Raw genomic sequence first — 19,951 nt, 5'->3', positions numbered from 1 at the left:
ATAATTATTTTAACTATCATGGCTCCTACAAATAAAAATAATAAACATAGATGAAACCCACCCTATTAATATTGGCTGCAGGAATGGCTAGCCGTTACGGAAGTATGAAACAGATTGATGGCTTTGGCCCAAATGGCGAAACCATTATTGATTATTCAATTTATGATGCCATTAACGCTGGCTTTGGCAAAGTTGTATTTATTATAAAAGAAGAGTTTGTAAAAGAGTTCAAAGCCATTTTCGAACCTAAACTTGAGGGAAGAATTGAAACAGAATATGTTTTTCAAAATTTCGATTTAAAACAATTTGGCATCCAAGAGGAAATTTATAGAGAAAAACCCTGGGGTACAGCACATGCAATCCTTTCAGGCAGAAACGCAATTAAAGAACCATTTTGTGTAATTAACGCTGATGATTACTACGGTTTTGATGCTTTTAAGAAAATGGTCGATTTCTTAACTACAGAAGTAACAGACAGCAACTATGCTATTATCGGTTATGAGGTTGGCAAAACCTTATCAGAATTTGGTGCTGTTTCGCGAGGTGTTTGCAAAGTAGATGCTGCTGGCGATCTGGAAGAAATTGTAGAACGTACAAAAGTTTACCCTAAAGATGGTAATATTTTTTACGAAGAAAACGGTGAAGAATTTCCATTAAGCTATGAGACTCCGGTTTCAATGAATTTCTGGGGATTTACACCAGCGGTTTTCAAAATTACGGAAGATCTGTTCAGAGAATTTGCAGAAGCAAACAAAGATAAACCAAAAGCTGAGTTTTTTATCCCATTAATAGGCGAAAACCTGGTAAAAAGTAATATAGCAAGCTTTAAAGTTGTACCAACCTCGAACAAATGGTTTGGTGTAACTTATAAAGAAGATAAACCGTATGTTCAGGATTGTATTGACCAATTGGTTAAAAACGGAACATATCCAGAAAAACTATGGAACTAAATTTAGATTCCGAAGTTTTAAAAGCCTACGGATACGCTAAAGAAAATATACAAATTACACAAATAGGTACGGGTTTAATTAACCGTACTTATTTGCTTTCGCCCCTATCCGAAAAGAAGAAATACATTCTTCAAAACATAAACACTTCGGTTTTTAAATCGCCCCAGGCCATTGCCAGCAACCTGAGGTCTATTGCCGATTACCTCACCTTCACTTGCCCTGAATATCTTTTTATTAAGCCTGTTTCTACCACAAACAGTGAAGAAATGGCGCACATTCATCATGAATATTGGCGGATGCTTCCTTTCGTGCCAAATACCGTCTCGTTAGACGTTTTAGCCGATCCTAAGCAAGCATATGAAGCTGCAAAACAATTTGGCAAACTGAGTAGATTATTAGATGATTTTGATGCAAAAACACTTCAGCCTACTATCCCGGGTTTCCACGATTTAGGTTTAAGATATGAACAGTTTACTTTGGCATTAAGTCAGGCAACAGAAACGCTAAAAGATGAAGCAAAAGCACAAATTGAAGATGCTTTAGCACATAAATATATCTTAGATTATTATACCTCATACTCGCACAGAACTGATTTCCCTGATCGTGTATTGCACCACGACACCAAAATCAGCAATGTTTTATTAGATAATAAGACTTACGAGGGTATTTGCGTAATCGATTTAGATACCATTATGCCTGGCAAGTTTATTTCCGACTTAGGCGATATGATGCGCACTTATCTTTGTGCCTTCTCTGAAAATGAAACTGATTTAGATAAGATTAAGATACGCTTACCTTACTTTGAGGCCACAATAAAGGGTTACTTATCCGAAATGAAAAGTATTTTGACAGAAACAGAAAAAGAACTCATCTTATTCTCAGGCAAATACATGATTTATATGCAAGCCCTGCGCTTCTTAACTGATTATTTGAGTGGTAACAAGTACTATCCTATCAGTTACCCCACACAAAATTTAGACCGGACCAAGAATCAGTTTAAACTATTGCAAGAAATTGCTGCAAACGAAAAAGAATTACAGGATATTATTGAACAGAATTTAATTTAGATTTTATGTCAGAACATGGTGAATTAAAGAAAGAATTTCAGATTGAACGAATGATTCTTTTTACTGATGCTGTTTTTGCAATCGCCATTACGCTCTTAATTATAGAAATTAAGGCTCCAGAAATCCACAAAAATATGGTTTTTACTGAAATGGTCGATCAGTTGTTAAATTTAATTCCCAAATTTGTTGGATTTATTATCAGCTTTTTTGTTGTTGCGATTTACTGGCGCTCTCATCACCGCATGTTTTCTTTTATTAAAGATTACGATGATAAATTAATCTGGCTGAATTTCTTCTTTCTATTTTCGATTATCCTTATGCCCTTTAGTTCAGCTTATTATAGCGACAATACCACATATAGCCTCCCTTTTTGGTTTTATTCCTTAAATGTAGCGCTAACTGGCTTTCTCAATTATAGAATGTTGACTTACATTATTAAGCATAAAGGTCGTATTTCTGATGGATTTGACGATTTAAAAACCCGTCAGTTGGCTCGTTGGAGAACATTGATTGTACCAGCCATATTTTTGTTGGGTATCCTAATCGACCTACTTTTGCCGAGCACAAACAGTATGAATATGTTAAGCAGATTTACACCGATGTTAATTTGGCCGGCAATTGCTTTATTGAATAGATTTTTTGGCAAAGCAAACGACTTGGAATATCATGAAAAGCCAAAAGCAAGACACAGAAAGTGATTTAATTGGAGTTGTAACATTTTTTCTCGGTCTAGGAATAAATTCTTTATTCTACAGTTTTATAACAGAAAGGATGGTTTCTGCGTTAAGCAAAAGAAATTAAACAATATGCCAATATTTAACCATACCAGGCATTTAAGGAACGCATAAGCTAGCCTCATCACTATTCAAACCCATCCAAAAGTACTAAACTCCGTTCCTAAACCCGACAGCAGCGGTTCCGATCCTTTACCGATAAATCGGCACTAAATTAGCATCGGATTAGCGAATGGCGGGTCTGCTTTTCCGAAAAGCACTGAACCGATCGTTTTCAAAAAAGTACAAGGCATTATTTTGAAAAGCATCAAGCAACTTATGAAACAGATTCTTCGTTCTCCTCAGAATGACAGAAAACAAAAAAGCGCTCCTGAACTCAATCAGAAACGCTTTTATTTTATCCTCCTAAGACTTACGCCTCAGGAATTCAGACTCAAGACTATTATTTCTTATCGTCTTCTTTTACTTCTTCAAAATCAACATCGGTAACGTTATCGCCACCACCTTGAGGCTGACCATCAGCTTGTGCTTGTTCGCCACCCTGAGGTTGCTCACCAGCTTTGTACATTTCCTCAGATGCTGCGTTCCATGCATTTTGCAATTCAGCTTGTGCTGCATCGATATCTGCAAAGTTACGAGAACCGTGCGCTGCTTTTAATTTCTCTAAACCAGCTTCGATCGGTGCTTTTTTATCAGCAGATAATTTATCACCAAACTCTTTTAATTGTTTCTCAGTTGAGAAGATTAAAGCATCAGCTCCATTGATTTTATCAGCTTCTTCTTTCTGCTTAGCATCGTCTGCTGCATTAGCTTCAGCTTCTTCTTTCATTTTTTTGATCTCAGCATCAGTTAAACCTGAAGATGCTTCGATACGGATTTTTTGCTCTTTGCCGGTAGCTTTATCTTTAGCACTAACGTGTAAGATACCGTTGGCATCAATATCAAACGATACTTCTACCTGAGGCACACCACGAGGTGCTGGTGGAATACCATCTAAAATGAAACGGCCAATTGTACGGTTCTGAGCAGCCATTGGACGCTCGCCTTGTAAAATGTGGATCTCTACCGAAGGTTGGTTATCAGCTGCAGTTGAGAAAGTTTCCGATTTTTTAGTTGGGATAGTTGTGTTAGACTCGATTAATTTAGTCATTACACCACCCATAGTTTCGATACCTAATGATAAAGGCGTAACGTCTAATAACAATACATCTTTAACATCACCAGTTAACACACCACCTTGAATAGCAGCACCGATTGCCACAACCTCATCAGGGTTAACACCTTTACTTGGCTCTTTACCGAAGAAAGCTTTAACCGCTTCCTGAATAGCAGGGATACGTGTAGATCCACCTACCAGGATAATTTCGTCGATATCGCTTGTGCTTAAACCAGCATTTTTCAAAGCAGATTTACAAGGATCGATAGTACGTTTGATCAAACTATCAGCCAATTGCTCAAATTTAGCACGGGTTAAGGTACGTACTAAGTGTTTAGGGCCGCTAGCATCAGCAGTAATGTATGGTAAGTTAATTTCAGTAGAAGTTGTGCTCGATAACTCAATTTTAGCTTTCTCAGCAGCTTCTTTTAAACGTTGTAAAGCCATTGGGTCTTTAGCTAAATCCATGCTGTTTTCAGCTTTGAATTCGCTAGTTAACCAATCAATAATAATGTGGTCAAAGTCATCACCACCTAAGTGTGTATCACCATCAGTAGATTTTACTTCGAAAACACCATCACCTAATTCTAAAACAGAAACGTCATGCGTACCACCACCACAGTCAAAAACAACAATTTTCATGTCTTTGTGTGCTTTATCCAAACCATAAGCTAAAGCAGCTGCAGTAGGTTCGTTAATGATACGTTTTACAGTTAAACCTGCAATCTCGCCTGCTTCTTTAGTAGCCTGACGTTGTGCATCGTTAAAATAAGCTGGTACAGTAATTACCGCTTCAGTTACTTCCTGACCCAAGAAATCTTCAGCAGTTTTTTTCATCTTCTGTAAAATCATTGCAGAAATCTCTTGTGGAGTATATTTTCTGTCGTCGATTTCAACACGTGGTGTATTGTTATCACCTTTAACTACTTTATATGGTACACGTCCAGCTTCTTTCGCACTTTCGTCGTAGCTGTTACCCATAAAGCGTTTAATCGAATATATCGTTTTTGTTGGGTTGGTTATAGCCTGACGTTTAGCAGGCTCGCCAACCTTACGCTCACCGTTTTCTGCAAAAGCAACAATAGACGGTGTAGTACGTTTACCCTCACTGTTTGCGATAACTACAGGCTCGTTGCCCTCCATTACGCTCACGCAAGAGTTTGTTGTTCCTAAGTCTATTCCAATAATTTTTCCCATTGTATTTGTATTTTCTCTTTTTAAAGTATTATAATTTCTACTCCTATTAAACAATGCTTGTGCCAATTGGGTTTTGGCAGATAATACTGGTAAAAGACTGATAAAATGTAAAAAAAGAGACTATAGTTTACTGACAGCATGACAGAATAAGCTGAAAGACAAATTCCTTAAAATGATTTGAAAATGAAAGTCAGCAGTACTTCGGAGGCAGCAGTCCCGCTAATCGCTTTACTTCGTTTCACTCGTGCCCGCTATTATCGGGTTTATTGAACAGCATTTTTTGCGCTTCGGTGATAAAACACAAGCAGAAATAATGAGTGATCATCTAAATGCCCTCAAAGTTTTATATCTTTAAATTACAATCAATCGGTGCAATCATTTAAATCTGTATAATCCAATCTATAATGCAATTAGCAGCACAAATCCTAATCGGCTTAGTGGCCTTCATCCACATCTATATCCTTTGGTTAGAAATGTTCGCCTGGACCACCAAGGCACCGAAAGTATTTAAAACCATCCCAAAAGATTTATTTGTGCCGACAAAAACACTGGCAGCAAACCAGGGATTATACAATGGCTTTTTAGCAGCAGGTTTAATTTGGTCGTTATGCATAACCGATCATCACTGGAAATTTTATGTGGCCATATTCTTTTTAACCTGTGTCATTATCGCTGGTATTTATGGTGCAGCCACAGCAAGTAAAAAAATTCTTTACGTACAGTCGATTCCAGCTTTAATAGCACTGATTTTATTGCATCTGTAAGTTCCATTCTATTGGTTGGTGTCGCACCAACCTACATAGTAAGTTCCTAGCGCCATCAACATAATATGCATAAGCTATCCGCTCTTCTTATCTTGTTTACGTTGTTCGGTTTTAAACCCAGGGCTAATCACTACGTAAGTGCAGACAGAATTAAGGAAGCATTGGCCTTCTGCCAGAAAAATAAGATGGATACTTCAATCGCCATTATGATTGATATGAGTATCCATTCCGGCAAAAACAGAATTTTTGTTTACGATTTTAAACAAAAAGAGATCACCATCGAAGGTCTTTGTTCCCATGGTGTTGGAGGCGGCAGTACGCCAACAAAACCGGTTTTCAGCAACAAAGAAGGAAGTTATTGCACCTCTTTAGGCAAATACAAAGTTAAAGGCCGCTCATACAGCAATTGGGGGATTAATGTGCATTATAAAATGTACGGTTTAGAAAAAACGAATAATAATGCTTTTAAACGGATTGTGGTTTTACATTCCTACACGCCAGTTCCCAACCAGGAAATTTATCCCCAAACTTTATTCGGACAAAGTGCTGGCTGCCCCGTTTTGTCAAACGGTACCATGCGAAAGATTGATGCGTTGCTCAAAACCAGGAAAAAACCTGTGCTGCTTTGGATATATATTTAGCTGTCGTCACCCTGAACTTGTTTCACGACCTAGTTTGCAAGAGGGATTGATCTTATCGGGCCTGCGTCTCACTGATCGATAACGCCCTATTTTTTCTAGATGTAGGATAGATGCTGAAATAAATTCAGCATGACGACCGCATTAGAAAATCTATAATTCCAACAATCTTTCTAAATGATGATAGCCAATTCCAAAGTATTCCTTACTTGCTTTAATTTTCTGTAAAATATCTGCTTTCTTCTCTGTTCCATGCTCCTTGCCCTTTACCCCCACCACAAGCACATTTTTAGGTGTATGTGCATCCGAGATGAATTCGAAAACTTTGGTTTTATATCCGAAATATTCTAAGATCAGGGCACGGATTCCATCGGTAACCATTTCGGCCTGGCGTTCTAAAAAGATGCCATATTTAGTTAAAAACGAAACATCATTTTTTACTTTATGTTGCTCAATCTCTCTACGGATCTGTTTGTGGCAACAAGGCGCAACAACAATCAGTTCGGCATTGGCTTTAATCCCTTTAAAAATGGCATCGTCTGTAGCGGTGTCGCAGGCATGTAACGCAATTAAGAGATTCACATCATCAGCCTTGTAATCCTCAATCGTTCCCTGAACAAAGTTTAATTTATCGAAAGCAGATTTAACCGTAACCTGATTACACAAATTAACCATATCCTGCCTATATTCCACGCCTATAACTTCAGTTTCGAGCTTTAAAACCGAATGAAGATAATCGTAAAGCGCAAAAGTTAAATAACCTTTACCTGAACCCATATCAGCAACCTTTTTAATGGTTCCTTCTGGCAGCTCTTTAATTAAAGAACTTAAAATTTCGATATAATGGTTAATCTGGCGGAATTTATCCTGCGCATTTTTGAAAACCTTCCCTTCTGCATCGGTGATTTTCAATTCCGTTAAATAAGACTTCGCCTCTGGTTTAATCAACCTGGCTTTTTCTTTATCGTGGTTGACCGATGGCGCTGCTGAACTTGATGCTTTGCTTTCCCTAAAAACAATCTTGCCATTGTTCAGTTCCTCCAAAATCAGATCCTTTTCGGTGGTAAACAAAGTACCGATTTTAAAACCTTTTTCAAGATAATCGATAATCAAGCCTATTGCTTCATCAACTGCATAGTTTTTCACCACATCGCGGGTTTTATAGCGATAAGTAAAGGCCAGTTTATCTTCACGTTTAATCACCACTTTGCGGATAAGAATCTGCTTTAATGCTTCCTCTTCTCCTTTATAGTTCCCTAAAGATACCTTTACAAAACTTGCTGTATTTAGGCTTTCTTTTAAAGCTATGGTAAATTGTTCTATATATTCTAACACTGGCATCGATAATTTTAACAACAAAGATAATCAAGTTTATCCGGAGCAGAACATATCCGTGATAATGTAACAATAGAGCGACCATTTTAAGATTTATTTGATTAAAAACGGCTAATCCAGCGCTGACGTAATACGATTTAGAAATATGCATGGGCAATATTATCTATATTGATTCCAAAATAGCCGAACACTTTTATTTCAAAAAATTAAGCTTTAGATTAGATTATATAAAAATAGCTAACCACAATTCATGAGTGACTTTCAGATAAAAAAATCGCCTACCGTTTATGATGCCATTGTTGTTGGCTCAGGTGCGGGCGGTGGAATGGCTGCATATGTTCTGGCACATGCAGGTCAAAAGGTTTTAATGCTCGAAGCTGGTCAAAATTTCGATCCGCGATTAGATTCACATCAATTAAAATGGCCTTGGGAATCTCCCCGTCGTGGTGCAAGTACAACGCGTCCATTTGGTGATTTTGATGCTTCGTATGGAGGATGGGAATTAGAAGGCGAACCTTATACCCAGAAAAACAAAAGCGAATTCGAATGGTTCCGTTCGCGGATGCTCGGTGGCCGTACCAATCACTGGGGACGAATTTCTTTACGGATGGGTCCGGACGATTTTAAACCTAAAGATGGTTTAACCGATGCCTGGCCTATTACTTACGCAGATGTAAAACCGTTCTACGATAAAGTTGACCGTATGATCGGTATTTATGGAACGGCAGAAGGTTTAGAGAATGAGCCAGACGGAATCTTTATGAAACCGCCAAAACCAAGATTAAACGAACTTTTCATCAAAAAAGGTGCAGAAAAAGCGGGTGTAAAAGTAATTACCGGCCGTGGGTCTGTACTTACCGAAGCCTTACCTAATAACAACGACCGTGCACCTTGTTTCTACTGTGGTCAGTGCGGAAGAAGCTGTAAAGTGTATGGTGATTTTTCATCATCGTCATGTTTGGTGAATCCTGCAGTAAAAACAGGAAACCTTACTGTAATTACCGATGCCATGGTACGCGAAGTAATCACCGATAAAGACGGTACTGCAAAAGGAGTTTCTTACGTAAACCGTAAAGACCTGCAAGAATACCAGGTAAATGGCAAACTGGTTATTTTAGGTGCCAGTGCCTGTGAATCGGCCCGTATATTATTAAATTCAAAATCAGCTTCTCACCCAAATGGCCTGGCCAATAGTAGTGGCGTGGTTGGAAAATACCTGCACGATTCTACCGGAGCAAGTGTTTCGGGCTTTCTTCCACAGTTAATGGACAGAAAACGTTACAATGAAGATGGTTTGGGCAGTGTGCACATCTATTCGCCCTGGTGGTTAGATAATCGTAAACTAAACTTCCCGCGTGGTTACCATATCGAATATTGGGGTGGCATGGGTATGCCTGCATATGGCTTTGGCGGCGGTGTAGCCCAAATGAATGGAATGGTACCTGGCAGAGATGGAAAAATGAAAGAAGCGGGAGGTTATGGAAAATCGTTAAAGGATGATTATCGCCGTTTCTATGGAACTGGTGTTGGCATGGCTGGTCGTGGAACAGCAATTGCCAGAGAAGCCAACTACTGCGAAATTGATCCGAACACGGTGGATAAATATGGTATTCCGGTTTTAAGGTTTAACTACAAATGGGACAAAGATGAAATCCTACAAGCAAAACACATGCAAGAAACTTTCCTTTCGATAATGAAAGAAATGGGTGCGGTGGTTACTTCCGAAATTCAGGGCGCAGATACCAATTACGGTTTACTCAACCCCGGAAAAATTATTCACGAAGTTGGAACCATCCGCATGGGCGACGATCCTAAAAAATCGGCTTTGAATAAATATTGCCAGGCACACGACTGTAAAAACCTATTTGTGGTTGATGCGGGTCCGTTTGTTCAACAAGGTGATAAAAATGCCACCTGGACGATTTTAGCGCTTTCGATGCGTACAGCCGAATATATTTTAGCTCAAAAGAAAAAACAAAACATTTAAAGAATTACCATATGAATAGACGTGATTCCATAAAAGCATTAGGTTTAACAGCTGTTAGTACTGCGGTATTGTTAGAGGCCTGTAAACAACCTGAAACAAAAACAGAAGTAGCCGCACCTGAAGAAACCGCAAAGGAAGCCGGAAGAGAACAATGGGAAATAGACCGTGATAAGAAATTAAAAGCTGAAACCTTTTTCACTAAACATGAAATGGCTACCATTACAGTTCTTGCCGACATTATTATTCCTAAAGATGATGTATCGGGCAGTGCATCTGATGCTAAAGTGCCAGAATTTATCGAATTTATTGTAAAAGATATTCCTGAACATAAAGTACCGATGCGTGGCGGCCTGAAATGGCTGGATGTATATAGCTTTAATAAATTCCAAAAATCATTTGTTGAGGCATCAAAGGATCAACAAATTTCGATTGTAGATGAAATTGCATACCCTAAAAAAGCCAGACCGGAAATGCAGGCGGGTGTAACTTTTTTCAATAGAATGAGAAACTTAACAGCATCAGGTTTTTACACTACAGAAATTGGTGTAAAAGATATTGGTTATGTAGGCAATGCGCCAAACCAGTGGGCTGGTGTTCCAGCAGATGTACTGAAACAGTACGGAATGGAGAATGTGAAAGTATAATTGCAAAAAAAATCATCTTTGCGAGGCACGAAGCAGTCTTAATGCGCCAGCTAGTAGCGATCGTTGTAAGATTGCTTCGTCGTTCCTCCTCGCAATGACGACCGTTGTGAATTACGCGGTTTGTGAAGATTCCGAACCACAGTACATGGAAAATATAATCTTATACCAAAGAAGTCAAGTTTAAAAAACTTGACTTCTTTTATTTATTGTAATAAAGACCCTGAAACAAGTTCAGGGTGACGGCCAATAAAATATTACTCTACAATCAAAATCAAACCTTTTCCTTTTTCAACAGGAATAAATTTTCCATCAGGATAACTTCCCGAAGTTTGAAACTTGTCAATTGCAGGAGCTGCTATTTTTACTTTCCCGGCATCTAACCCCAGCTTCGCCCAATCGATAGTTAAATTAACCTTTATATCTGCTTCTGCCCAACTTGCCAATGAAATCATTGTTTTACCTTTTTGTTTATAAACAGTTGCCAATACTTTAGGGTTATCGGTTTTAACCGGACAGTTTTCGCTCCAGTAACCGATCATCTCAGATCCTTTTATGCCGAAATTATCCCAGGCTTTCCATAATGGTTTTGGGTCACTTTTGTCAGACCATCCCAAGCGGCTTGTCATGCCATAAATCATACCACGCCAAGGGTTTCCATCATCCTGTAACATCTCTCCCATTAATCCAAAAGGTATTCCGCTTACCTCTGTTAAAAAGAAATCGGGATTGTTTTTTTGGTAATCGAAATATTCGCCAAACCATAAACGGTTTAAATAAGGGAAATGTTCCAGGTATAAAATGGCACTATTGTTAAAGCCATCACTTTTATTGTATTGATTCGCAGAGTGCAAGTCGATAATCCCCGGGTGGTTATCCTGTGTCAATACACGTTTTATACGCTTCATGGTTACACGGTCAAATGCCACATCATCCAAGTATACACCATCAATCCCAACGTTGTTTACCAACCAATTCATTCCTTCTACGTAATAGTTGTGCCAACGGTTCATTCCGCTGTTAATTACGGCCGCGTCTTTTATTTCAGGAACAAACCAGGCAGCAATATAATTGGAATCTAAATGTTCCTGTAGCCAGCTAAAGCCTCCTCCTTTACCAGGAGAGTATACTTCAGTACCTAAACTCCTTAAAGCCGGCCACTCATATGCATGGTTAGAAAGTTCGCGAACCGTATTATAAATTTTAACTTTTAATCCTTTTGAGTGTGCTTTACCGATATAATCTTTCATCTTTTTCCATTCGATAAATGGATAATTGATCCAAGGGTTGATCGGCGTGGCATGGTGAATGTTCACCACCGTTGCACCTTTAGCTTTGATCGTATCTAAATCGCCATATTTATGGTAAAAACGATTGTCCCATTGAAAATCGGTGTTAAGTAAATGGAAAGGTGTGATCAGTAAATTGAAATTGTAGTATAACACATCACCCTTTTTCATGCTTCTAGCACCAGTAAAATTGTCGGCAAGCATCGAACTTCCTTTAACATTAATCTGGATGCCGCCTTTATTACCATTACCCCACGATTTAGGCAATAATAAGGGCTTTTGAAGATAGAAATTAGTATTAAGCGGGCGAACATAGTTTTCATCTCTTAAGTTGTAATACAGGCCTGCATTTACGTTCCCGATCCAAACGGCATCCTGGTTTTTACTCGCTACATCCCATTTCCATTTTACAGTATCTGGTCTAACACCACCTTTTTCACCTAGGCCCATCAAATATTTAGTAGAGCCCTTATCAAATGGGATATGAAAATCGACATTACTAAATTCAACATCCATTAACGCGGTTACCTTAACTACATAATGTACATAGCCATCAAACTCTAAAGCACCTTCTAAATCCATTCTCAGGTTTTCAGAAGTATTGGTGGCCGTCCACTTTACGGTTCCAGCTTCTTTACTGGTGATCTGAAAATTACTAGGTACAAATTTCTCCTGCGTTTTTGGCGTATTAAAAAAGTGAAAGTGGATAGGTTCTGCAAGGATATTATTAGGTTTTTCGCTATAAGCCGTCATCTCTGCATTAAAGAGCGTTTGAATCTGCTTAGGAAAACCATCGGTATTAATTTCGAACTTTCTACCTAAAAGCGAGATTACATTCCCATCAACTGTTAGTGGCGTATATGGTGCTACAACCGTATTCGCTTGTGCTAAAGTAGAATTTAGCCAGGTTAAGCGAGTCTGTTTATCTGGGGTTCCTACCCCAGCATCGGCCAAAACTTCGTTGCCTACTGTAATTTTGGCATCGATTACTTTCGATTTCCCATTGGCTTTAACTGTAAATTTTCCAGCATAAATACCTGCAGCAGTATTTTTAGGAATGTTGACCGTAATCCACATCGGCTGAATTTTGCCAGAGGCTACATTTACATTTTCGACCAAAGGTTTGTTATCATAACTTGTTCCATTGGTATTTAAGCAGTTAATGTATTTTGAAGAAATTACTTTTCCGGCTGAATTTTTTAAATCACCGAAGCTAACCACTACATTTTTCAGATCTTTTAAAGCAAATACGCCTAATTGAAAAGCATAGTTTTCACCTTTGCCAGCCGATCCTGTAAAAGTATTTGCAGCGCCTTTTTGCACCCAGCGATAAGGTAAATCGTTCTGCATTTTGATCGGAAACATTCTGTCCTCTGGAAAAACGACAAAAGCTTCTGAAGCATATTTGGCCTTTATTGCAGCCGTTTCTTTGCCAGTGGCAATTACTTCCATTGGGTAAAAAGAGTTGAAAGCATCGATAGACTGGATCTCTACAACAGATGTATTCACTTTAACCTGTTTTGCCGCCCTTAACCATGCCTGGTCAGCCTGTTTAGGCTTTAAGTAAACTCCTTTCGGATAATTACTTCTTCCCTCATTTTTATAAGCGAGGTAGTAAACATAATATTTTCCAGCTCCAGGTGCTTCGAAATAAATATCAGCACTTTCTCTTGTCAATTTATCTGTGCCCACTACCGAAACAGTTTTACCACTGGCATCTTGTACGATGATTCCTTTTAGTTCTGGATGTTCATCTCTCCGGCGCCAATCGATTTTAGCATGGGCAATTTGGCCTGTACCAGCAAACTGCACCACAACTCTATGGTTACCTAAAGAATCGGGATTCCAGTCATTGTTACCATTGGTGTATTTTAATGTTTGTGCATTAAGAGATAGCTGTCCGAAAAGACAGAGTAATAGAAAAAGCCTGAATTTCATTTCAAATTTGTTTTCGGCTAATTTATAGATACCTAGCTAAAATAAAGCTATGTAATGAAAAAATGAGACAAACGTTTGATTTATTTGGTTCAATAGTTCAATAGTTCATTGGTCAATAGTTCATTAGTGGCTATCATGTGCCTAATGGAGTTATGCCATAGATTCATAGTGGTGTCAGATGTTGCCATCTGACACATAGAAGAAATTCTTAAGATCTAATTTATTTTTAACAAACTGTCAGATGGTAACATCTGACGCCACAGAATAACATCTGACAGCACAAAACGGCACAAAAAAAGTCCTGCTCTTTCGAACAGGACTTTTTTAATCTTAAGGTGAATAAAATTATTCTCCTTTTGGTTCTTCAGTAGCAGGAGCTTCTTCAGCAGGCGCAACTTCTTCAGCAACTTCAGCTTTCGCTTCAGCAGCTTTAGGTGCAGCAGTAGCTTTACTTCTACCACGACGAGTTGTTTTCTTCTCTTCTTTAACCTCTGCATCTTTACCGTAAACTGTATTATAGTCTACCAATTCAATTAAAGCCATTTCAGCGTTATCACCTAAACGGTTGTTTAATTTAATGATACGAGTGTAACCACCTGGACGGTTTGCAACTTTCTCAGCAATTTCGCGGAATAAGATTGTTACTACTTCTTTATCTTGTAAATAAGCAAATACTGTACGACGTGAGTGAGTAGTATCATTTTTTGATTTAGTGATAATTGGCTCAACATAAGTACGTAAAGCTTTAGCTTTAGCTAAAGTTGTTGTAATTCTTTTGTGCAAAATAAGTGATGAAGCCATGTTAGCTAACATCGCCTTTCTGTGGCTTGCGGTTCTACCTAAGTGGTTTACTTTTTTACCGTGTCTCATTGTTTTTTAATTGAGTGTATACCGTCTCGTTGCAATTAAGCTGAGGGAATTATACACTGTGAAATAATAATTTATTCAGCGCTAAGCGCATGGCGCAATGCGTTTATTCTTCGTCTAATTTAAATTTAGACAGGTTCATACCAAATGATAAACCTTTTGATTTTACTAATTCTTGGATCTCTGTTAAAGATTTTTTACCGAAGTTTCTGAATTTTAACATATCAGCAACATCGTAAGAAACTAAATCAGCTAAAGTACGGATATCAGCAGCTTTTAAGCAGTTTAATGCTCTAACTGAAAGATCCATGTCTACCAATTCAGTTTTAAGGATTTTACGCATGTGTAAAATTTCCTCATCAACTTCTTTAGTTTCTTCTTTAGCTTGAGATTCTAATACTAAATTCTCATCAGAGAATAACATAAAGTGTTGGATAAGGATCTTAGCCGCTTCTTTTAATGCTTCTTCTGGATGAATTGAACCGTCAGTAGAGATATCTAAAACCAATTTTTCATAATCCGTTTTTTGCTCAACACGAAAGTTTTCGATCGTGTATTTTACATTTTTCATTGGAGTATAAATCGAATCGATTGCGATTACACCTACAACAGCATCAGCAACTTTATTTTCTTCAGCAGGTACATAACCACGTCCTTTATTGATGGTTAATTCCACTTCCAAAGTAACAGATTTATCCATATTGCAAATTACATGCTCAGGATTTAAAACTGTAAAGTTGTTAGAGAATTTAGTGATATCACCAGCTTTAAACTGATCTTGACCATTAACGATGATGAAAACTTTTTCAGAATCACCTGAATCACCTGTTTTCTTAAAACGAACTTGTTTTAAGTTTAAGATAATATCAGTTAAATCTTCTACAACACCTTTCATGGTAGAAAACTCGTGAGATACGCCTGAAAAACGAATAGTAGTAATAGCATAACCTTCTAATGAAGAAAGTAAAATTCTTCTTAAGGCATTACCAATTGTTACACCGAAACCGGGCTCTAAAGGACGAAATTCAAATGTGCCATCGAAATCGGTTGATTTCTGCATGATCACTTTGTCTGGTTTCTGAAATGCTAAAATTGCCATTTATAATTTTTTAAATTCGTTATTGAATATATAGTAACATGAAAAAAGTTAATTACCCTTCTGAGGTAATTAACTAGTTCATTTATTACTTTGAGTACAACTCGATGATTAAGTTTTCCTTGATGTTTTCAGGAATCTCATCACGTTGAGGGTAGGTTAAGAATTTACCAGTTAATTCACTAGCGTTCCACTCTAACCAAGCAAACTTATTAATAGTTCTACCTGCAACTGAGTTACTAATTGATTCTAAAGATTTAGATTTCTCACGAACAGCAACCACATCACCAGCTTTTAACTGATATGAAGGGATATTTACAACTTCACCATTCACGGTAACGTGTTTATGGCTAACTAACTGGCGTGCACCAGAACGGGTTGTTGAAATACCTAAACGGTAAACTGTGTTATCTAAACGTGCTTCTAATAACTGAAGTAAGTTATCACCGGTAATACCAGCACGAGAAGATGCTTTTTTAAACAAGTTACTGAATTGTTTTTCTAATACACCATAAGTATATTTTACTTTTTGTTTCTCCATTAACTGGATAGCATATTCAGATTGTTTTCCTCTTCTTTTTGATGAGCCATGTTGCCCAGGAGGATAATTTTTTCTGTCTAACACCTTATCAGGACCGAAGATTGGTTCTCTGAATTTACGGGCGATTTTTGATTTTGGGCCTGTATATCTTGCCATTTTTTTTTCTGTTTTAAAGTATCGTCAGATCTGTAACCTGAGATTCTTAGCTTTAAAATTAATTAAACTCTTCTCTTTTTAGGAGGACGACATCCGTTGTGAGGAAGTGGAGTAATATCTTTAATAGATGTTACTTCGATACCTGCTACTTGCAAAGTTCTGATTGCAGATTCACGACCTGAACCCGGACCTTTTACAAATACTTCAACTTTACGCAAACCTAAATCAAACGCAACTTTACCACAATCTGAAGCTGCTTGACCAGCCGCATATGGTGTGTTCTTTTTAGAACCTTTAAAGCCCATTTTACCAGCAGAAGACCATGAAATAGTCTGTCCATTGTTGTTTGTTAAGGTAACGATAATGTTGTTGAAGGTAGCATTGATATGCGCCTGACCAACAGACTCAATTACAACGATACGTTTTTTTGTTACTTTTTTACTCTTAGCCATTTTATCTTTTAGATTTTAGATATGAGACTTGAGATATGAGACTTTCTCTACCCCGACACTCAGTATCCTACTTTTTATCTTTTATTCCAGATTTGAGCAGATTTTAAAGATATGGTGCTCACATCTAAAATCTCATATCTCATATCTATCTATTACTTAGTAGCTTTTTTCTTGTTAGCAACTGTTTTTCTCTTACCCTTACGAGTACGTGAGTTGTTTTTAGTACGCTGACCACGAGAAGGTAAACCTTTTCTGTGACGTAAACCACGGTAACAACCAATATCCATTAAACGTTTGATGTTTAACTGAACCTCTGAGCGTAAAGCACCTTCTACTTTAATCTCATCGTTAATCATTGTACGGATAGCTGATAACTCATCATCAGACCAGTCTTGTACTTTTTTGTTCAAGTCGATACCTGCTGTAGTTAATATACGTTGTGCAGTTGTTCTGCCAATTCCGTAGATATACGTTAAACCGATCTCTCCTCTTTTGTTTCTTGGTAAATCAATACCTGAAATCCTTGCCATATTTATTTATTTTTTGAGTAACTCCGAACGGCGGGCCACCGTTGTGCGGTTCATTACAATATTTTTAATTACCCTTGACGTTGCTTGTATTTAGGATTTTTCTTGTTGATTACGTAAAGTTTACCTTTACGGCGAATAATCTTACAATCAGCGCTACGTTTTTTAATTGATGATCTAACTTTCATTTTATTTGTATCTATAAGTAATGCGTCCCTTTGTTAAATCATAAGGAGACATTTCCAATTTAACTTTATCTCCAGGAAGAATTTTGATGTAGTGCATCCTCATCTTACCTGAAATATGCGCAATAATCTCATGCCCGTTCTCGAGTTCTACCCGGAACATCGCATTGGATAATGCTTCTCTTATTACTCCGTCTTGTTCAATTGAGGCTTGTTTAGCCATATTTTATTGATTGTTACTTAATTAGCTGCTTCTAAACAGGGTTGCAAAATTAAATAAAAAATTTTAATTATTTATTTTTTTTGTTGTAAAACTTCTTCTATTATAGAAAACGTTGATAAAACATCTGCTTTGCCCTTTTTTACGGCTACTGTGTGTTCAAAATGTGCCGATGGTTTATTGTCTTTACTGGTTACCGTCCATCCATCGTTATGGAATTTAACACCGGCTACGCCTGCATTGATCATGGGTTCTATCGCAATTACCATTCCTTCTTCAAGTTTTGGCCCTGCACCACGTTTCCCATAATTCGGAACTTCTGGTTTCTCATGAAGTTTTACACCAACACCGTGCCCAACAAGCTCTCTTACTACACCAAATCCATTAGCTTCTGCATACTGCTGAACAGCGAAACCGATATCACCGATACGCATACCAACAACAGCTTTTTCTATCCCCAATTCCAGGCAACGTTTAGTAACCTCAATCAATTTCTGTTTTTCGGCATCAATTTCCCCGATAGAGAAAGTATAGGCCGAATCGCCAAAATAATTGTTTTTAATAACCCCACAATCAACTGAAATTAAGTCGCCCTCCTGGATTACGTATTCGCTTGGAAAACCATGAACAACCTGTTCATTTGGCGAAATACATAAAGAATTAGGGAAACCATTATAGTTTAAAAATGCCGGAATCGCTCCATGGTCACTTATAAACTCGTAGGCTAGTTTATCTAACTGAATAGTAGTCATGCCTGCTTTTATCACCTTGGCCACTTCGGCCAAAGTTTTAGAAACAAGCATGGAACTTTCTCTTATTAACTCGATCTCCTCAAGAGATTTGTAATAAATTTTAGACATTCGTTACACTACAACGCTGCGTTGCTACTTGCAGCAGGAACACCTGTTCTGCCAGTAACTCTACCCGTTTTCATCAAACCATCGTAATGGCGCATCAATAAATAACTTTCGATCTGCTGTAAAGTATCCAATACAACACCAACTAAAATCAATAAAGAAGTACCACCGAAGAAGTGCGCAAACTCTTGTTTAATGCCGAACTTAACCGCTAACGAAGGTAAAATAGCAATGATCGCTAAAAATACTGCACCTGGGAAAGTGATTTTAGAAATTACATCATCAATAAAAGTTGATGTTGCAAAACCCGGTTTAACACCTGGGATAAAACCACCGTTTTTCTTCATATCATCACTCATTTGAGTTGGATTAACTGTAATTGCAGTATAGAAGAAAGTAAATGCGATAATTAAAAATGCGAACGTTAAGCTATAAGCCAACGAAGTTGTGTTACTGAACTGGATTAACCAAGAACCTTGTAATGAAGGAACAAACTGCATTAAAGCACCTGGAATAAACATTAACGCCTGAGCGAAAATGATCGGCATAACACCAGCAGCATTTACCTTTAAAGGAATGTACTGACGGACACCACCAAACTGGCGGTTACCAACTATTTTCTTTGCGTACTGTACAGGTACTTTACGTACACCTTGAACAATTAAAATGGTAAACATTACCACAGCAAATAATGCAACGATCTCTAAAACCAATGCCACCGGGCCTCCACCTTCACTAGATGAGCCTACACGTGCACTAAATTCTTGAGAAATTGCAACTGGTAAACGGGCAATAATACCAACCATAATGATTAGTGATGTACCGTTACCAATACCTTTATCAGTAATTTTTTCGCCCAACCACATTACAAATAATGTACCTGCTGTTAATACAAACGTAGATAACACTAAGAATAAAGTATTTGGCAATAAAATAGCTTCTGCGGGAACTTGCGTTTTAACGTAACCAACAGATTGAACGATTGTGATCGCTACCGTTAGGTAACGGGTAATCTGGTTCATTTTCTTTCTACCACTTTCGCCCTCTTTCTGCATTTTTTGGAAAGAAGGAACAGCAATACCCAATAGTTGCACCACAATCGATGCAGAGATATAAGGCATTACCCCCAACGCTAAAATAGACACACGAGAGAAAGAACCTCCGGCAAACATATCTAGTAAGCCTAAGATTCCTGATTTTTCGTTATTGCCTAAAGCAGTTGGATCTACACCTGGTAAAACCACGTGAGATACGAAACGGTATACCAAAAGAATTAAGAGCGTAAACAATATACGCTCTTTTAATTCCTGAATTTTCCAGATATTACTTAAAGTAGTAAATAGCTTCTTCATTT

19 protein-coding genes are annotated in these 19,951 nt (G+C 37.8%); 7 read left to right on the top strand and 12 right to left on the bottom strand.

Translation table 11 applies throughout. The features are described from left to right. Positions 1 to 50: 50 nt before the first annotated feature. The 3 genes from AC1DNH_RS07775 to AC1DNH_RS07765 are packed head-to-tail and all read left to right on the top strand — an operon-like array spanning position 51 to position 2,715. A complete protein-coding gene (locus AC1DNH_RS07775) occupies positions 51 to 950 on the top strand; it encodes a nucleotidyltransferase family protein (protein WP_477579158.1) in 900 nt (299 codons plus the stop codon). After that, positions 941 to 2,017 (top strand): phosphotransferase enzyme family protein, encoded by a 1,077-nt coding sequence (locus tag AC1DNH_RS07770; RefSeq protein WP_477579156.1) that lies wholly within the window; start codon positions 941 to 943, stop codon positions 2,015 to 2,017. Before AC1DNH_RS07775 ends, AC1DNH_RS07770 begins: the two co-directional genes overlap by 10 nt. A gap of 5 nt (positions 2,018 to 2,022) precedes the next feature. Beyond that, positions 2,023 to 2,715: a TMEM175 family protein gene (locus AC1DNH_RS07765; protein ID WP_477625289.1), complete on the top strand. Its 693-nt coding sequence runs from the start codon at positions 2,023 to 2,025 to the stop codon at positions 2,713 to 2,715. 478 nt (positions 2,716 to 3,193) lie between these two features. Here the strand turns inward: AC1DNH_RS07765 and dnaK are convergent, their stop codons facing one another. Beyond that, positions 3,194 to 5,104 carry a molecular chaperone DnaK gene (gene dnaK, locus AC1DNH_RS07760; protein ID WP_477579153.1) on the bottom strand — a complete coding sequence of 637 codons (1,911 nt, stop codon included), beginning with the start codon at positions 5,102 to 5,104 and terminating at the stop codon, positions 3,194 to 3,196. 404 nt (positions 5,105 to 5,508) lie between these two features. On the opposite strand from dnaK, the gene AC1DNH_RS07755 reads away from it, so the two are divergent. Continuing rightward, complete coding sequence (locus AC1DNH_RS07755) at positions 5,509 to 5,868, top strand: DUF1304 domain-containing protein (RefSeq protein WP_477579152.1); 360 nt, start codon at positions 5,509 to 5,511, stop codon at positions 5,866 to 5,868. 65 nt (positions 5,869 to 5,933) lie between these two features. Beyond that, the gene (locus AC1DNH_RS07750; RefSeq protein ID WP_477579150.1) at positions 5,934 to 6,509 is read left to right on the top strand and encodes a murein L,D-transpeptidase catalytic domain-containing protein; all 576 of its coding nucleotides are present in this window, start codon (positions 5,934 to 5,936) and stop codon (positions 6,507 to 6,509) included. A gap of 150 nt (positions 6,510 to 6,659) precedes the next feature. On the opposite strand, the gene AC1DNH_RS07745 is transcribed toward AC1DNH_RS07750, so the two are convergent. Further along, positions 6,660 to 7,841, bottom strand: coding sequence for a class I SAM-dependent methyltransferase (locus tag AC1DNH_RS07745; RefSeq protein WP_477610527.1), 1,182 nt, complete (start codon positions 7,839 to 7,841; stop codon positions 6,660 to 6,662). A gap of 250 nt (positions 7,842 to 8,091) precedes the next feature. Here AC1DNH_RS07745 and AC1DNH_RS07740 point away from each other — a divergent pair, with 250 nt between their 5' ends. Continuing rightward, positions 8,092 to 9,828 (top strand): GMC family oxidoreductase, encoded by a 1,737-nt coding sequence (locus AC1DNH_RS07740; RefSeq protein ID WP_477583882.1) that lies wholly within the window; start codon positions 8,092 to 8,094, stop codon positions 9,826 to 9,828. Between the two features lie 11 nt (positions 9,829 to 9,839). Further along, positions 9,840 to 10,472: a gluconate 2-dehydrogenase subunit 3 family protein gene (locus AC1DNH_RS07735; RefSeq protein ID WP_477583880.1), complete on the top strand. Its 633-nt coding sequence runs from the start codon at positions 9,840 to 9,842 to the stop codon at positions 10,470 to 10,472. A gap of 254 nt (positions 10,473 to 10,726) precedes the next feature. On the opposite strand, the gene AC1DNH_RS07730 is transcribed toward AC1DNH_RS07735, so the two are convergent. The 10 genes from AC1DNH_RS07730 to secY all read right to left on the bottom strand — a co-directional run bounded on the left by AC1DNH_RS07730 (position 10,727) and on the right by secY (position 19,949). Then, positions 10,727 to 13,696, bottom strand: coding sequence for a glycoside hydrolase domain-containing protein (locus AC1DNH_RS07730; protein ID WP_477608885.1), 2,970 nt, complete (start codon positions 13,694 to 13,696; stop codon positions 10,727 to 10,729). Between the two features lie 345 nt (positions 13,697 to 14,041). Beyond that, positions 14,042 to 14,566: a 50S ribosomal protein L17 gene (rplQ, locus tag AC1DNH_RS07725; protein ID WP_029278659.1), complete on the bottom strand. Its 525-nt coding sequence runs from the start codon at positions 14,564 to 14,566 to the stop codon at positions 14,042 to 14,044. A 103-nt stretch (positions 14,567 to 14,669) separates the two neighbouring features. Next, complete coding sequence (locus tag AC1DNH_RS07720) at positions 14,670 to 15,662, bottom strand: DNA-directed RNA polymerase subunit alpha (RefSeq protein ID WP_025145205.1); 993 nt, start codon at positions 15,660 to 15,662, stop codon at positions 14,670 to 14,672. 85 nt (positions 15,663 to 15,747) lie between these two features. Beyond that, a complete protein-coding gene (gene rpsD, locus AC1DNH_RS07715) occupies positions 15,748 to 16,356 on the bottom strand; it encodes a 30S ribosomal protein S4 (RefSeq protein WP_029282720.1) in 609 nt (202 codons plus the stop codon). Between the two features lie 62 nt (positions 16,357 to 16,418). Beyond that, positions 16,419 to 16,808 (bottom strand): 30S ribosomal protein S11, encoded by a 390-nt coding sequence (rpsK, locus tag AC1DNH_RS07710; RefSeq protein WP_025145207.1) that lies wholly within the window; start codon positions 16,806 to 16,808, stop codon positions 16,419 to 16,421. A gap of 152 nt (positions 16,809 to 16,960) precedes the next feature. After that, positions 16,961 to 17,338, bottom strand: coding sequence for a 30S ribosomal protein S13 (gene rpsM / locus AC1DNH_RS07705; RefSeq protein WP_010599886.1), 378 nt, complete (start codon positions 17,336 to 17,338; stop codon positions 16,961 to 16,963). A 68-nt stretch (positions 17,339 to 17,406) separates the two neighbouring features. Next, positions 17,407 to 17,523, bottom strand: coding sequence for a 50S ribosomal protein L36 (gene rpmJ / locus AC1DNH_RS07700; RefSeq protein WP_010599887.1), 117 nt, complete (start codon positions 17,521 to 17,523; stop codon positions 17,407 to 17,409). A 1-nt stretch (position 17,524) separates the two neighbouring features. Next, complete coding sequence (gene infA, locus AC1DNH_RS07695; RefSeq protein ID WP_010599888.1) at positions 17,525 to 17,743, bottom strand: translation initiation factor IF-1; 219 nt, start codon at positions 17,741 to 17,743, stop codon at positions 17,525 to 17,527. Between the two features lie 71 nt (positions 17,744 to 17,814). Beyond that, positions 17,815 to 18,600 (bottom strand): type I methionyl aminopeptidase, encoded by a 786-nt coding sequence (gene map / locus AC1DNH_RS07690; protein WP_057932148.1) that lies wholly within the window; start codon positions 18,598 to 18,600, stop codon positions 17,815 to 17,817. A gap of 8 nt (positions 18,601 to 18,608) precedes the next feature. Beyond that, positions 18,609 to 19,949 (bottom strand): preprotein translocase subunit SecY, encoded by a 1,341-nt coding sequence (gene secY, locus AC1DNH_RS07685; RefSeq protein ID WP_029278656.1) that lies wholly within the window; start codon positions 19,947 to 19,949, stop codon positions 18,609 to 18,611. Positions 19,950 to 19,951 lie beyond the last annotated feature (2 nt).

The sequence above is a fragment of the Pedobacter sp. 01N310 genome, from assembly GCF_056399805.1.
Note: the sequence above shows the minus strand (reverse complement) of the source record. Positions and strands in the feature narration are given on the sequence as shown.